A 13106-nucleotide genomic window follows, 5' to 3' on the forward strand; every position below is an offset into this window, starting at 1 on the left:
TTCCTATGCGATTTTCAGCACTATGCCTTGCACTACTCTTTGCCATCACTCCTGTGTACGCGCAGCAGTACCCTGCTTCGGCCTCGAATCATGCGGTTACAGACGCGAGCCGATCCAACGGCGCGGTCCGCGAGTATGTCGGCTTCGACAGCAACGACTATCCAGGGGACCAAGCACTGCCTGCCCTGCAAAGACACTTCGCCTTCGTCGGATATTGGCTCAACAACCCGCCCGGCGAAAGGCAGAACGGCTGGGTTGGCAAGCGCGAGACTTTGAGGCGCAACGGCTTCGGCTTCCTCGTGCTGTTCAACGGCCGGCTTGAGTCGGAGATCAAGAAAGCCAGGCGATCCGGAACGCCACCGGTCACGCTCGGAGCCAGGGACGCGACAGCCGCAGTCGCCGCAGCCGAGCGCGAACACTTCCCTGCTCAGACGATCATCTTTTTGGATCAGGAGGAAGGCGGTCGCCTCACCGCGGATCAGTCGGCGTATCTTCTTGCGTGGACAGAGGCAGTAGCTAAATCCGGCTATCTCCCCGGGGTCTATGGCAGCGGCCAGCCAGTCGGCGACGGCCCGGGTAAGACCATCACCACGGTTCAGGATATTCGCGAGCAAGTCGCCGCTCAACGCCTTCACCAGGTTGCGATGTGGGTTTATCAGGACGCCTGCCCACCCGCCAATGGATGCAGCCTGCAGCCTCCTCCGTTCGACTCCAGCGGTACCCCGGACATCGCAGTGTGGCAATACGCTCAATCTCCAAGACGCAAGGAGATCACTGCCGCCTGCAGCGCAACCTACGCCGCCGACGGCAACTGCTACGCTTCCGGCCTGCCGAATCTGCCACTCGATCTCAGCGTTTCAGGCTCCGCCGACCCCTCGCAGGGACGCTGAAACCGACCCAAAAGCTCGCGGATTTTCCCGAAAGAGAGAGGTCGATAGGCATACTCCCGCCGCACCTCCGCAAGAGTGTTATTTGCCGCGGCTCCATTGGAAGCCTAGAATCAATCTAGATGACCATACCCGCACCCGACCACAAACGCTACTTCATCGAAAAACTTGGTCTGTCGGAACGCCTGATGGAACGCTGCCTGGGAGAGGCCCTTTCAGCCGGTGGCGAGTATGCGGACCTTTATTTTGAATCGGTTACGTCAACCTCACTGGGAATCGACGAGTCCCTGGTCAAGTCGGCGAGTCAAGGTATCAGCGTTGGTTGCGGCATCCGCGTCGTCTCCGGTGAGCGCACCGGCTATGCCTACACCGACGATCTTTCAAGCGAGCGCCTGCTTCGCGCAGCCCGAACCGCGGCCCTGATCGCCAGCGGCCCGGCGAAAGAGTTGATGAGCGGTTTTCGCCAGACCGACACCCCTTCGCTCTATCCCGTTGCCGGTGCCACCAGCGACGCCGAGATCGCCGCCAAACTGGCCCTGATCCAGCGCGCCGACAAAACCGCTCGCGCCTACGACTCCCGCATCACCCAGGTTCGCGCCGGCTTCAACGACGAACTCCGCCGCATCCTCGTCGCAGCCTCGGACGGCACCTTCGCCTCCGACACTCAACCCCTCGCGCGTCTCAACGTCTTCGTCATCGCCAAAGACGGCGTAAACACCGCACGCGGCACTAGCGGCGGAGGCGGACGCGTCACGATGGATTTTTTCGAAGGCGACAAATCGCCCGAGCATCACGCTCGCGAGGCCGCACGAACCGCAATCCTGCAACTCGGCGCGATCGAAGCACCTGCAGGCGAGATGCCCGTCGTCCTCGGCCCCGGCTGGCCCGGCGTTCTGCTGCATGAAGCCGTAGGCCACGGGCTCGAAGCCGACTTCAACCGCAAGAAGACCTCAGCCTTCGCCGGACTCATTGGCCAGCAGGTTGCAAGCCCCAAGGTCACCGTCGTCGACAACGGCCTGATGCCTGGCCGCCGCGGGTCTATCAATATGGATGATGAGGGAAACCCCACGCAGGAGACCGTTCTCATCGAAAACGGCATCCTCAAAGGCTTCCTCTCCGACAAGCTCAACTCCCGCCTGATGGGCATGCCAAACACCGGCAGCGGACGCCGCGAGAGCTATCACCACATCCCCATGCCGCGCATGACCAACACCTATATGTTGAATGGGGAAGACATGCCCGAGGACATCATCCGGAGCGTTAAGCGCGGCCTCTACGCCGTGAACTTCGGCGGAGGACAGGTCGACATCACCAACGGCAAGTTCGTCTTCTCGGCCAGCGAAGCCTATTTGATCGAAGACGGCAAGGTAACACGCCCCGTGAAGGGTGCAACGCTGATCGGCAACGGCCCTGAAGCATTGAAGTATGTGTCGATGGTCGGCAACGATCTGGCACTCGACGAAGGCATCGGCACCTGCGGCAAGGCGGGGCAAAGTGTGCCGGTCGGCGTAGGCATGCCCACAGTAAAGCTCGACCGCATGACGGTCGGGGGAACGGGACAATAATGGCTGTCGAACGCGAAAAGATCTATGAGTGCGAAGTAAAACGCCGCCGCGTAAAGGCCGGCGGAGGCTATGAGCCCTTCTGGAAGGTCAAGCCCGTAGCCGTCGCGCTCGTCGACAACGACACCGAGTTTCGCTGCAAGGACTGCTTCGGCGAGGTCAAGCTGCTCGGCCGCAACGGCAAGACCGGCACCGTCCCTTACGTCGAACACAAGTCCCCGGCCGACTCCGAGTATTGCCCTAACGGAATCCTCTTCAAGAAGGCAACCGACGGCCGCGAGCCCAGACCTTCCCAGCATCCCGTAGAGTAACGACCTGCATCTCTGCACCAACTTTTTCCAGGCTCTCTGCGCACGACATCTGAAAGTACGGCTAACGTACGACCAACCGCACCGAATCTCTCGAGGTATCCCATGGCAGTCGAACGTGAAAAGTTTTACGAATGTGAAGTGAAGCGTCGCCGTGTCCGAGCAGCCGGTGGTTACGAGTCGTTCTGGAAGGTGAAGCCCATCACGGTCGCGCTTGAAGATAACGACACCGAGTTCCGCTGCATGAGCTGCGGTGGCGCGGTTAAGCTCTTCAAGCGGCGCTCTGAAGATGGTCCTGCTACACACATCGAGCACAAGCTGAAGAGCGACTCCGAGTACTGTGCCGCCGGCATGTACTTCCTCAAAGCCACAGACGGCCGCCAGGCGCGCCCCTCCGCTTCCCCTGTTCGCTAACGGTGTTCGCTTAGTTTTAGCTCCAGCCGGGGCCATCGTTCCTGACGATCATCTACAAGGGCAAACCCACGCACGATCGCATCAATAGCTGCGCGATCCGTCGCTATGCCCTTGGTATGACGCCAAGCTCCTGCATCATCGTCAAGTTATCCATCAGGATTCGACTGTCCATCATCTTGCCCCCGACCAGGCGGTCGATGACGACACCTTTGACGTTGACTCTCCTGCCCGTAGCGGGAACACCGAGAAACGTCCCTCGATGCGTACCGGTCCATGTGAAGCGAGTGACAACCTTGTCTCCACTAGCTACCGTCTCGTCCGCAACCCAGTGAATATCGGGGAATGCGGTGCGCATCATCCCAATGACCTCTTTCAAACCCTCTCGTCCTTGCCGCTGACCCGGAAGAGGATCAAGCTCGACAAAGTCGACCGCGACAAGTTCGTCAGCTTGCTCCAACCGCCCCTGATTGATGACCTCTTCCATAAACCTGGCGATGACTGCGACGTTCCCAGATACACTCCCAGACTCTGACACTCGTATCTCCTGGTTTAGCGTGTGAAATAACACAGTGGATCATATCAGCCACGTCCCAACTCACTCATCGTCTCTTCTCCAACCAGAGGTATCCTTATTGCAGCTGTCAGAAAAGTCAGCTCAAACCAATTATCCTGAAGAGACCATGCCAACCCAGACGACCACGAACCTCCGCCAGCTTGCCTCCGATGTCCTCAGCCACGCACTCAAGGCTGGAGCCACCGATGCCGAGGCCGTCGTCTACGAAGGCGACGAATTTTCAGCGCTGGTTCGACTGGGACAGGTCGAAACCCTGAAAGAATCGGGTTCGCGTGCAGTTGGTTTGCGCGTCTTCATCGGCCAGCGCACCGCCAGCACCTCGTCTTCCGATTTTTCAAGCGAAAGCATCGCGCGTTTGGTAGAGGGAGCAATTACCCTTGCGAAGATCACCAGCGAAGACCCGTTCGCCGGTCTGCCCGAAGCACATGAATTCGGCCAGATCGAAGAAGATCAGCACCTCTATTTCGATGACGTGAATGAGATGCCGCCCGCCGAGCGCATCGAGATTGCACGCCGCACCGAGGCCGCCGCGATGGCCTACGACGTCCGCATCCAGAACTCCGGCGGCGGCGACTTCGACACCTCCACCTCGCACAAGATCCTGATGAACTCCCGCGGCTTCACCGGAGAATACCGCCGCAGCTACTGCGGATTCTCCGCCGCACCCATCGCCCACGACGAGAAGGGCAACATGCAGCGCAACTACTGGTTCTCGAACTCACGCACCGTCACCAAACTCGAGAACCCCGAGGAGATCGGCCACGAAGCCGCACGCCGCACCCTCAAGCGACTCGGCGCGCGCCAGGTCAAAACCCAGAAGGCCCCCGTCGTCTTCTCGCCCGAGATCGCGCGCTCGATCATCGGCAACATCTTCGACGCGGCCAACGGCGACGCAATCTATCGCAATGCCTCCTTCTTCAGCGGCATGCTGGGCGAGCAGGTCGCTGGCGAAAACATCACCGTTATCGACGACGGCACGATCATTCACCGTTTCGAAGATGGAGCAGGCATCGGCGGCTTCGGCACCCGTCCCTTCGACGGCGAAGGTCTGCCCACGCGCCGCACCGTGCTGGTCGAACGCGGCATCCTCAAGAACTACGTCTCGAACACCTACACCGCGCGCAAGCTCAACATGAAGTCCACCGGCAACGCCTCACGCGGACTCGCCGGTAACCCCGGCATCGGCGCAGGCAACTTCTTCCTCGAAGCCGGTACGCTCACCCCCGAGCAGATCATCGGCGACATCAAATCCGGCCTCTACGTCACCGAGACCATGGGCTTCGGCGTCAACCTCGTCACCGGCGATTATTCGCAGGGGGCCAGCGGCCTCTGGATCGAAAACGGCGAACTCGCCTACCCTGTCGAAGAGATCACCATCGCCGGCAACCTGAAAGACATGTACAAAAACATCGTCGCCATCGGCAACGATCTCGTCTTCCGTGGAGCCAGCGCCGCCCCCACCATGCGCATCGAAGGCATGATGATCGCAGGCGCTTAGCTACAAAGGATCGCCAAACTCGCGTCTTGTTTCACGTGCGCTCTGCCAAGCAGACCATACGAACCCTACTTTGATGACGAACCAGATCAGCAATACCTCTGCGACATAGATCAAAAATCTCGTTCGCTCCCAATAACGATGGAGTGGGTGGCCTGCTGCAAACGGGACGATGCACAGGATGCACAAGAGCAACGCGCCGCCAGCCCATGAAGTATCTTTAATCACCCTTCTTAGCTCTCTGGCAGCGTGCTTTTCAAATTCAGCGGCTTCCTGCGCATCCCATTGCTCTTACGGCTCGACGTTGAACACTTTAGCCCTCACGCAGAATCAAACAATCCATCTTAGCCGCTGCAAAATTTTGCGACTACAATCCATCTGTGGCAACCAGCTTCCATTTCGAACACGTTCTAGACTTCACCCCGGGCCAGGCAGACGAGATCCTCCGCAACATCCCCGCCCTCCCGGGGGTCTTTGCCCTCTGCGGCGCACGCAAGGAAGACGCACCCTACCTCACCCAAACCACAGACCTGCGCCGTCGCATGCGTCGTCTGCTCGATCCACCCGAGTCGCAATCCAAGCGCCTCAACCTTCGCGAAAAAGTAGCGCGTATCGAGTACTGCGTCACCGGCTCCACCTTCGAGTCCTCCCTCGTCCTCTACCAGGCCACCGCCGCGCAGTTCGGATACACCGAAGCGCGCCGCCGCCTCAAGCTCCACACGCCCTACTTTCTGCGCATGACCATGGAGAACGCCTTCCCTCGCGTCTACTCCACTAACAAGCTATCGAAGCGCGGTCTCGCCCAGATGTACGGCCCCTTCCCCTCGCGCCTCGCCGCCGAGCGATACTGCGACGCGGTCCTCGATCTCTTCAAGCTCCGCCGCTGCTACGAAGACCTCGCGCCCTACCCCGACCACCCCGGCTGCGTCTACGGGGAGATGAACAAGTGCATCGAACCCTGCAAGCAAGCCTGCACGGCCGAAGAGTACGCAGCCGAATCCGAAGCCGTAAAGAAATTCTTCGACACCCGCGGCGAGAGCATGATCATCGCCATCGGCCTCGAGCGCGAAGAGGCCTCCTCCGCAATGAAGTTCGAAAAGGCCGCCGCCCTCCACGCTCAATGGCAGAAGGTGAAAGCCGCACAGGCGCTCGCCGACTGGATCGTACGCCCCATCCCGCGACTGAAGGCAATCATCGTACAGACCGCCGCCCAGGAGACCGAGCACGCAGAACAAGCGGCCGCCTTCCTCCTCAACGGCGGCTGCATCGTCGGCCCCGAGCGCCTCTCCACCCTCGGCGTCCGCGCTGTCCGCGAACAGACCAGCGTCGGCAGCTCCCTCTTCGCGCAACCACTCATGCTGCAGGCCGTGCCACTCGAAGGCGAGTCCACGGCCTCCGACTCGCCGGAGAATCGCGCCGCTTACGTCCTCTCTCTCCTCGAAAAGCGAGCCGAACCATCGAGTGACCTCGCTCTCCTCAGCGACCATCTCTCGCTCCTGCGCCGCTGGTACTATCGCCCCGAAAAGCAGCGCAACGGCGAGATCTTCTTCCCCAACGAAGACGGGGGCGACAAGGGCGCGTGGCCCATCCGCAAGATCCTGCGCGGCGCCGCCCGCATGGTCCTCGGCGACCCCAAACCCATGGCCGAAACCCAGCGCGACGCCGCCAAGGAAGCCGCAAAAGGAATCAAGACCAAGATCCTCCACGAAGGCCGCCCCGACGTCGAAAGAGTCGTACCTGTTTTGCCCAAGCATCGCTAGCCGCGCCCTCAAACAGCACGATTGCCGCGGGTATTCAATTCGACCTTTAAGTAGCCGAACAGAGATAGGTATTAATCCCAGTCCAGCAGACAACGGAGAGATTTCGTCTCTTCAGCCAGACTAAGAAGTCAGTCGGGGAATACGGAGTATCTCACTCCGCTCGGCCCGCTCTCGCTTCCCACCGTACAGCAACCGTCCCCCACCCAGGGGACGAGTCGTTTCTGCGAGCAGCTTTAACTCCAGGCTCTAGTGGGGGCGATCGTTATCTCCGTTGGTAGCCTGCTGCCCCTGCCATCCCTGCTTATAGCCATAGTCGTGGGCCTTGCGGTCCTCATCGTTCCGGTACTTGTGGTTGTGCTCCTTGCGCTGCGACTTCGCCTGGTAGTCCTCGTATCCTTCGCGATTACCCAAAGTGTAGAAACTGTTGTTGCGGTACTGTTGTGCCTGGTCCTGATCAACGTGATCCCGGTGATCCTGGCCCTGAACTGCCATCACGCTCGTTGCCGCCACACAAGGTACCGCAACCGCAGCCATACTGAATGCCGCTGCCACCGCCATTGTCCTTAATAGATTCGTGTGAAATCCGTTCATTCGATCTCCTTTTCTAAGACAGCAGCGTTGATCGCCGCCAACGCATTGGATGCCGGCTTCTACCGCCGGGGAGATCCCACTGGCTCAGTTATGCGACCGAAAGGAATCCTGCGCAAGTATTTGCATCCGCTACAGGCGCTGTGGACGCAGACGCGTCGATCCTCACCGGTAAACTTGCACCCAGTAGGCAACCCCAAGTGATCGAGTTCGAGCATCGCATGCTCGTCATGAGAAGGGGTGACCAGTATGCAAGAATGCTCCGGTAGGATTATCGTCTCAGTGTATTCATTCCTACTCCATGGAGCTGCCACATGCCCGAAGAAGTAGCCCCCGCCAAACCGCTAACCTATGACATTAAACGTGAAGGTGAGACCGCCGTTGTGAAGTGCCATGGCCGCTTGGTGGCTGGTCTCACGGATGGCTTTTATCAGGACCTGAAGGAAGTTGCCTCCAGCAACAAAGTGCTCATACTCGATCTCGAAGACCTCACCTATGTGGACAGTATGGGGCTAGGCACGATTGTGCGGCTCTATGCTCATGCGAAAGGCGCAGGATGCGAGTTCCAGCTGCTGCACCTCGGCAAGCAGTTGCGGAATCTGTTGAAGATGACCAATCTGCTGTCGACTCTCAGCTCCGCGGAGGAGCATGGAATCACCGTCGCCTAAGCGCCGATCATAAGGTTGTCACGACGCCAGGCAGCTACACTGATCGACGATGCCTATGATCACTCGCCGAAGCTTCCTGGCAAACACCTCGCTTGCCGCATGTTCTGTCAGCACCCGACATCTTTTCGCATTCACTCCCGTCGCGCCCGCCATCGTTCGCACGCCAAGCGGAAGTTTGCGTGGCGAAAGCATCGATGGGGTCCGCGTCTTCCGTGGCGTGCCCTTTGCCGAGCCACCTGTGGGACCGCTGCGCTTTCTCCCAACAGAAAAAGTGGCCCCTTGGAAAAGCGAACGTGATGCGACTAAGTTCTCCGCCGCCCCCATGCAGCATAAACAGCTGGACGTACCTCACAGCGAGGACTGTCTCTACCTGAACATCTGGGCACCCGAAGGCAGCGGGCCATTTCCCATCTTTGTATGGATCCACGGTGGAGGCTTCACCGCCGGCCACGCCTTCGAGCCTATGTATGACGGCACGGACTTCGCCCGCGAAGGGATCATCAGCATCTCTGTCGAGTATCGCCTCGGCGTCTTTGGCTTCCTGGACTATGAACCTCTCCTCGGTCAGCAATATGCAGGAACCGCGAACAACGGACTGACTGACCTGATGACCGCGCTCTCGTGGATACAGGAGAATATCAGTGCCTTCGGTGGCGATCCTGCTCGCGTAACCATCGGGGGTGAATCTGCAGGCGCCAAGCTGATCGGTACCTTGATGGGCATTCCCTCGGCCCAGCCACTGTTCCACCAGATGATCTCCGAAAGCGGTGGAGCCGAACGCATCTGGGATCGTGCGGCGAGCGCAGACATCTCAAAAGGCTTCGGAGATCTCTGGCAAAAACAATCCGGCGACACCATCCCAAACCTGAAGACAGCAGCAGGGACCGCATTAATCCAGGCCCAGCAGCAGTTCATCGAAACCTGGCCGCAGCACTTCCCGCTACGCGCCGAGCTCGATGGAACTCTTATCCCGCGACTTCCCGTAGAGACCATCGCCAGCGGCTCAACCCGTGGCAAGAGGCTGCTCATCGGCACCAACCGCGAAGAGAGCGCTGTCTTCATCGGGCCACATCCGGCGAAAGATGCAACGTCGATTCAGCTCGGCAACATGAGTGTTGCGAAGTTCGATGCTGTCTATCAACACTACAAGGACATCTATCCGCAACTCAGCGTCGAGCAGCGCCGCATTCGCGCCGTCACGGCAGAGGAATACTGGATCCCTTCGATCCGTGTCGCAGAGGCGCATCTCAAAGGCGGCGGTAGCGCGTATGTCTACGAGTTGGAGTTCGAAGAGACCAGCGGCAGGCTCAAAGGCAACGCCTATCACTCGCTCGATGTCGGCATGGTCTGGAATCATCCCCACAGACAGGTTGCGGATGCCGCATCCGAAGCCGCCCTGGGCGAGCAGATGCACGCTGCCTGGTCCGCCTTCATCCGCGGCGAGACGCCGTCAGCATCTGGACTTCCCGCGTGGCCGCTGTACAGCGAACAAGACCGGTCGACCATGATCTTCGGAGCGAAGGACAGCGCCGAGAGCCGCGTGGAACAAGCGCCGCAAGCCGCTGAACTCAAGCTATGGAATGAACCTCTATAAGACTCCAGTGGCTTACGAACCCATCTGGCGATCACGGGCCGAGTCACTCCCTGCGCCGCTGGTAAACTCTCCTCAGGAGCGAACCCCGTGATCGAACTGGCAGCATCCATTCTCGCCGCAAACTTCGCCCACCTCGCCGACGAAGTCGCCCTGGTCGAACGCGGCGGAGCCACCCTCCTCCACGTCGACATCATGGACGGCCACTTCGTCCCCAACATCACCTTCGGCCCGCCCGTCGTCAAGGCGCTGCGCCCCATCACCAAGCTCCCCCTCGACTGCCACATGATGGTCGAAAATCCCGACGACTTCATCCACGACTTCGCCGAGGCCGGCGCCGACATGATGAGCGTCCACCAGGAGGTCTGCCGCCACCTCCATCGCACCCTCCAGCAGATCGTCCTCCACGGCATGTTGCCCGCCGTCGTCATTAACCCCGCAACTCCGGTCGACACGCTGATAGAAGTCCTTCCGATGCTGCACCATGTGCTGGTCATGAGCGTGAATCCCGGCTTTGGCGGCCAGAAGTTCCTGCCCCTGGCGCTCGACAAGATCGCCCACCTCGTCGAACTGCGCGAGGAGATGGGCCTCAACTTTCGCATCGAAGTTGATGGCGGGGTCGCTCACGATACCGTCGCTCAGGTCGTCGAAGCAGGAGCCGACATGCTCGTAGCCGGCTCAGCTATCTTCAGCCCCGGCAAAACCGAGCAGAACGCCGTGGAATTTCTCAAAATCGCCCGGGCAGCCGGCTCTGTACAAGTGGCATAAGCGCGGCACAAAGTCGCGCGAGTAGTACGGTTGAGACAGGAACGATTAGAATAGAACACAGCCTGAGCGCCCAGTCGCGCGAGGCGGATGGGGTCTATAGCGGATGAACAAACGTTCTTTCTTTCCAACTCTCAGGGCCGGCACGCTGGCCGGAGTCGCAATTGCCAGCCTGATGCTCAGCTCTATCGGAGCCCTGGCGCAGGTAACCGGCTCGTCCCAGACGACCACCGACGCCACCGGTCAGCAGCACGAGAGCGTGACCCTCTCCGCAACACCGGACAACAAAAAAGACAAAGTCGTCCCGTCCAAGGACACAAAAAAAGAGCTCCGCAAAGAGAAGACGATGAAGCCGGCCGATAAACCCGACGCCAAGCTTCCCGACAAGGTCCTCTACGATAAAGCCGTCGACGCGACCAAGCGCGGACACTTCGACGTCGCCCGTCTCGACCTGCAAACGCTGCTCAATACTTATCCTGACTCGCAATATCAGATGAAGGCCAAGCTCGCCATCGGCGACAGCTGGTACAAGGAAGGCGGCACCGCAGCCCTCACCCAGGCCGAGCAGGAGTACAAAGACTTCATCACCTTCTTTCCCAACGCGCCCGAGGCCGCCGAGGCCCAGATGCGCGTCGGCGACATCTACTTTCGCCAGATGGACAAGCCCGACCGCGACTACGCCAAGGCCACTCACGCCGAGGAAGAGTACCGCCTGATGCTGCAGCAGTTCCCCGAATCCACTCTGGTGCCTCAGGCCAAGCAGAGGCTGCGCGAGGTGCAGGAGGTCATGGCCACCCGCGAAGCCAACATCGCCGCCTTCTACCAGACCCACAACAACTATCCCGCGACGATCGCCCGCTTCCAGACCGTCGTCGATACCTATCCGCAGTACAGCCACATGGACGACGTTCTTGTCGGCCTCGGCGATGCGTATGAGGCTGAAGCGCGGTTCGTTCGCACCATGAAGCTCCCCGAGGCAGGCAAGGCGAGGCTCGAAAAGATCTATGACGACGAGGCCATCGCCGCCTACAGCAAAGTGGTTCTCGAGCACTCCGCCTCACCCCACGTCGAAGATGCGCGCGATCGTCTCGATGCGATGAACGTCAAGATTCCGCAGCCCACCCCCGAGCAGATTGCTGCCAGCGTCGCGCTCGAAAACAGCCGCAGGCAGTACCGTCTGCAGGATCGAGCACGTCTCCTCGTCCTTCACCAGCCAGACGTCGTCATGGCAGCTCGTGATGGAGAGCCGACCCTCGCCGACCCAGCTCCCACGATCGCGCCCCACGTCGTGAACCAGATCAAGACCGACTTCAACGACGCGCTGAGTCCCAACGGACCTGCAGCTGCGAAGCCCGCGACGACAACGGCTGATGCAGCCACTCCCACAGCAGATGGTGCAGCTCCGACGGCTCCGGCTGCACCCGCCGCGCCGCTGGCCCTGTCGGATGTCCCTGCTGCCGACGCCGGTGCCGCCAGCGGAGCATCGTCGACGACCAGTATCTCGGGCGCTGCGCCAACGCCGCCTGCTTCCTCTGGCAACCGCATCGGCGGAGTTGAGATTCTCAACTCAGGCGCATCCGGAACCACCGTCCCCGACAACGGCGGCCTGAAGGCAGTTGGACCGACGAACTCTACCCCTCTTCCCGCGGCTGAAAAGGCCGCGGCCGCCCCCGACGCGGTGAACGATATCAAGCCCGGAACCCAGCCCGCCGCACAGGCAGGCAATGCCAACGGAAAGAACAAGAAGCCAGAGTTCGACAAGAGCGATGAGTCCGACAGCAAGCACAAGAAGAAGAAGGGCTTGAACAAGCTGAACCCGTTCTAGCCTCTTCAAGCAATCACAGCGAAAAAAAGGATGCAGCCACCGGGCCGCATCCTTTTTTACGCTCAAAACACTCCCCTCAGGAGGTCTGGTTGACAGCGATGCGCCGCCGCACCTGCGGCACAAACAAAGCCGAAAGCAGCAGCAACACCAGCACCCCCATTAGAATCGAAAACAACGGGCTCAACGAGACTCGTGGGTGCGAGCTGACTTGTCCGTGCGCCAGAGGCACATGCGAGAGATGTCCGCCCAGCACATACGCACTTCCTCCGAACGATTCGTCACTCTCATACACCGCGTTGCCGCCCAACACCGTCGTATCGCCGCCGATCCGCGCCTGCGAATCGACCACCGCGTTACCACCGATCACGGTCGCGCCCTTCTCCACATGTCCGGTCACGTTCAGGCTGCCGAACAGCACAATGACGCGTCCCGTCAGGTCGCCCTCCACCTGCACCGAGCAGAAGATACACATCGCATTGTGCACCTGCTGGCCGGATGCGACATAAATGTCCTCCCCGACATAAGCTCGATTGCCCGGCGACTGTGCCAGCGCGGCCGAGGCAAACAGAAGCGTAAGGACGAGGCTGCGGAGCGCAAAGTTCAGCAAGATTCCCCCAGAAGACAACACATGCAGAAAGTGGTACGCAGACGCCACGAGACAGGTTCCCT

The 13106-nt window shown here is 60.1% G+C and carries 13 protein-coding genes; 10 read left to right on the plus strand and 3 right to left on the minus strand.

The features are described 5' to 3' along the window. Positions 1-5: 5 nt before the first annotated feature. The 4 genes from HDF12_RS20075 to HDF12_RS20090 all read left to right on the plus strand — a co-directional run bounded on the left by HDF12_RS20075 (position 6) and on the right by HDF12_RS20090 (position 3171). Positions 6-890, plus strand: a complete 885-nt coding sequence (locus HDF12_RS20075) for a glycoside hydrolase domain-containing protein (RefSeq protein ID WP_179586311.1) — start codon at positions 6-8, stop codon at positions 888-890. Between the two features lie 119 nt (positions 891-1009). Next, the gene (tldD, locus tag HDF12_RS20080) at positions 1010-2452 is read left to right on the plus strand and encodes a metalloprotease TldD (RefSeq protein WP_179586313.1); all 1443 of its coding nucleotides are present in this window, start codon (positions 1010-1012) and stop codon (positions 2450-2452) included. Next, positions 2452-2760: a hypothetical protein gene (locus tag HDF12_RS20085; protein WP_179586315.1), complete on the plus strand. Its 309-nt coding sequence runs from the start codon at positions 2452-2454 to the stop codon at positions 2758-2760. The genes tldD and HDF12_RS20085 overlap by 1 nt, the downstream gene beginning before the upstream one ends. Before the next feature lie 102 nt (positions 2761-2862). Beyond that, on the plus strand, positions 2863-3171 hold the full coding sequence (locus HDF12_RS20090; RefSeq protein WP_179586318.1) for a hypothetical protein: 309 nt from the start codon (positions 2863-2865) through the stop codon (positions 3169-3171). Positions 3172-3274: 103 nt separating this feature from the next. Here HDF12_RS20090 and HDF12_RS20095 read toward each other — a convergent pair whose 3' ends face one another. Continuing rightward, positions 3275-3706, minus strand: a complete 432-nt coding sequence (locus tag HDF12_RS20095; protein WP_179586320.1) for an ester cyclase — start codon at positions 3704-3706, stop codon at positions 3275-3277. Between the two features lie 145 nt (positions 3707-3851). Here HDF12_RS20095 and HDF12_RS20100 point away from each other — a divergent pair, with 145 nt between their 5' ends. Continuing rightward, positions 3852-5243, plus strand: a complete 1392-nt coding sequence (locus tag HDF12_RS20100; RefSeq protein WP_179586322.1) for a TldD/PmbA family protein — start codon at positions 3852-3854, stop codon at positions 5241-5243. Positions 5244-5620: 377 nt separating this feature from the next. Continuing rightward, positions 5621-7000, plus strand: coding sequence for an excinuclease ABC subunit UvrC (locus HDF12_RS20105; RefSeq protein ID WP_179586324.1), 1380 nt, complete (start codon positions 5621-5623; stop codon positions 6998-7000). A gap of 246 nt (positions 7001-7246) precedes the next feature. On the opposite strand, the gene HDF12_RS20110 is transcribed toward HDF12_RS20105, so the two are convergent. Next, positions 7247-7591 carry a hypothetical protein gene (locus HDF12_RS20110; RefSeq protein WP_179586326.1) on the minus strand — a complete coding sequence of 115 codons (345 nt, stop codon included), beginning with the start codon at positions 7589-7591 and terminating at the stop codon, positions 7247-7249. A gap of 311 nt (positions 7592-7902) precedes the next feature. On the opposite strand from HDF12_RS20110, the gene HDF12_RS20115 reads away from it, so the two are divergent. The 4 genes from HDF12_RS20115 (at position 7903) to HDF12_RS20130 (ending at position 12437) form a co-directional block, all read left to right on the plus strand. Next, complete coding sequence (locus HDF12_RS20115; RefSeq protein ID WP_179586328.1) at positions 7903-8256, plus strand: STAS domain-containing protein; 354 nt, start codon at positions 7903-7905, stop codon at positions 8254-8256. 55 nt (positions 8257-8311) lie between these two features. Further along, the gene (locus HDF12_RS20120; RefSeq protein WP_218892512.1) at positions 8312-9850 is read left to right on the plus strand and encodes a carboxylesterase/lipase family protein; all 1539 of its coding nucleotides are present in this window, start codon (positions 8312-8314) and stop codon (positions 9848-9850) included. 87 nt (positions 9851-9937) lie between these two features. Then, positions 9938-10615: a ribulose-phosphate 3-epimerase gene (gene rpe, locus HDF12_RS20125; protein ID WP_179586330.1), complete on the plus strand. Its 678-nt coding sequence runs from the start codon at positions 9938-9940 to the stop codon at positions 10613-10615. 103 nt (positions 10616-10718) lie between these two features. Next, on the plus strand, positions 10719-12437 hold the full coding sequence (locus HDF12_RS20130) for an outer membrane protein assembly factor BamD (protein ID WP_179586332.1): 1719 nt from the start codon (positions 10719-10721) through the stop codon (positions 12435-12437). Between the two features lie 76 nt (positions 12438-12513). Here HDF12_RS20130 and HDF12_RS20135 read toward each other — a convergent pair whose 3' ends face one another. Further along, entirely contained in the window at positions 12514-13092 is a 579-nt protein-coding gene (locus tag HDF12_RS20135; RefSeq protein WP_179586335.1) for a hypothetical protein, read from the minus strand. Positions 13093-13106 lie beyond the last annotated feature (14 nt).

The organism is Tunturiibacter gelidiferens, from assembly GCF_013410115.1.
In the GTDB taxonomy this organism is placed as follows: domain Bacteria; phylum Acidobacteriota; class Terriglobia; order Terriglobales; family Acidobacteriaceae; genus Edaphobacter; species Edaphobacter gelidiferens.

What these genes read in the sequence shown, in the direction of transcription:
- HDF12_RS20130 (WP_179586332.1), top strand. Translation starts at nt 10,719, where the DNA reads ATGAACAAACGTTCTTTCTTTCCAACTCTCAGGGCCGGCACGCTGGCC.
- HDF12_RS20090 (WP_179586318.1), top strand. Translation starts at nt 2,863, where the DNA reads ATGGCAGTCGAACGTGAAAAGTTTTACGAATGTGAAGTGAAGCGTCGC.
- HDF12_RS20075 (WP_179586311.1), top strand. Translation starts at nt 6, where the DNA reads ATGCGATTTTCAGCACTATGCCTTGCACTACTCTTTGCCATCACTCCT.
- HDF12_RS20085 (WP_179586315.1), top strand. Translation starts at nt 2,452, where the DNA reads ATGGCTGTCGAACGCGAAAAGATCTATGAGTGCGAAGTAAAACGCCGC.
- HDF12_RS20115 (WP_179586328.1), top strand. Translation starts at nt 7,903, where the DNA reads ATGCCCGAAGAAGTAGCCCCCGCCAAACCGCTAACCTATGACATTAAA.
- HDF12_RS20100 (WP_179586322.1), top strand. Translation starts at nt 3,852, where the DNA reads ATGCCAACCCAGACGACCACGAACCTCCGCCAGCTTGCCTCCGATGTC.
- HDF12_RS20120 (WP_218892512.1), top strand. Translation starts at nt 8,312, where the DNA reads ATGATCACTCGCCGAAGCTTCCTGGCAAACACCTCGCTTGCCGCATGT.
- tldD (WP_179586313.1), top strand. Translation starts at nt 1,010, where the DNA reads ATGACCATACCCGCACCCGACCACAAACGCTACTTCATCGAAAAACTT.
- HDF12_RS20110 (WP_179586326.1), bottom strand. Translation starts at nt 7,591, where the DNA reads ATGAACGGATTTCACACGAATCTATTAAGGACAATGGCGGTGGCAGCG.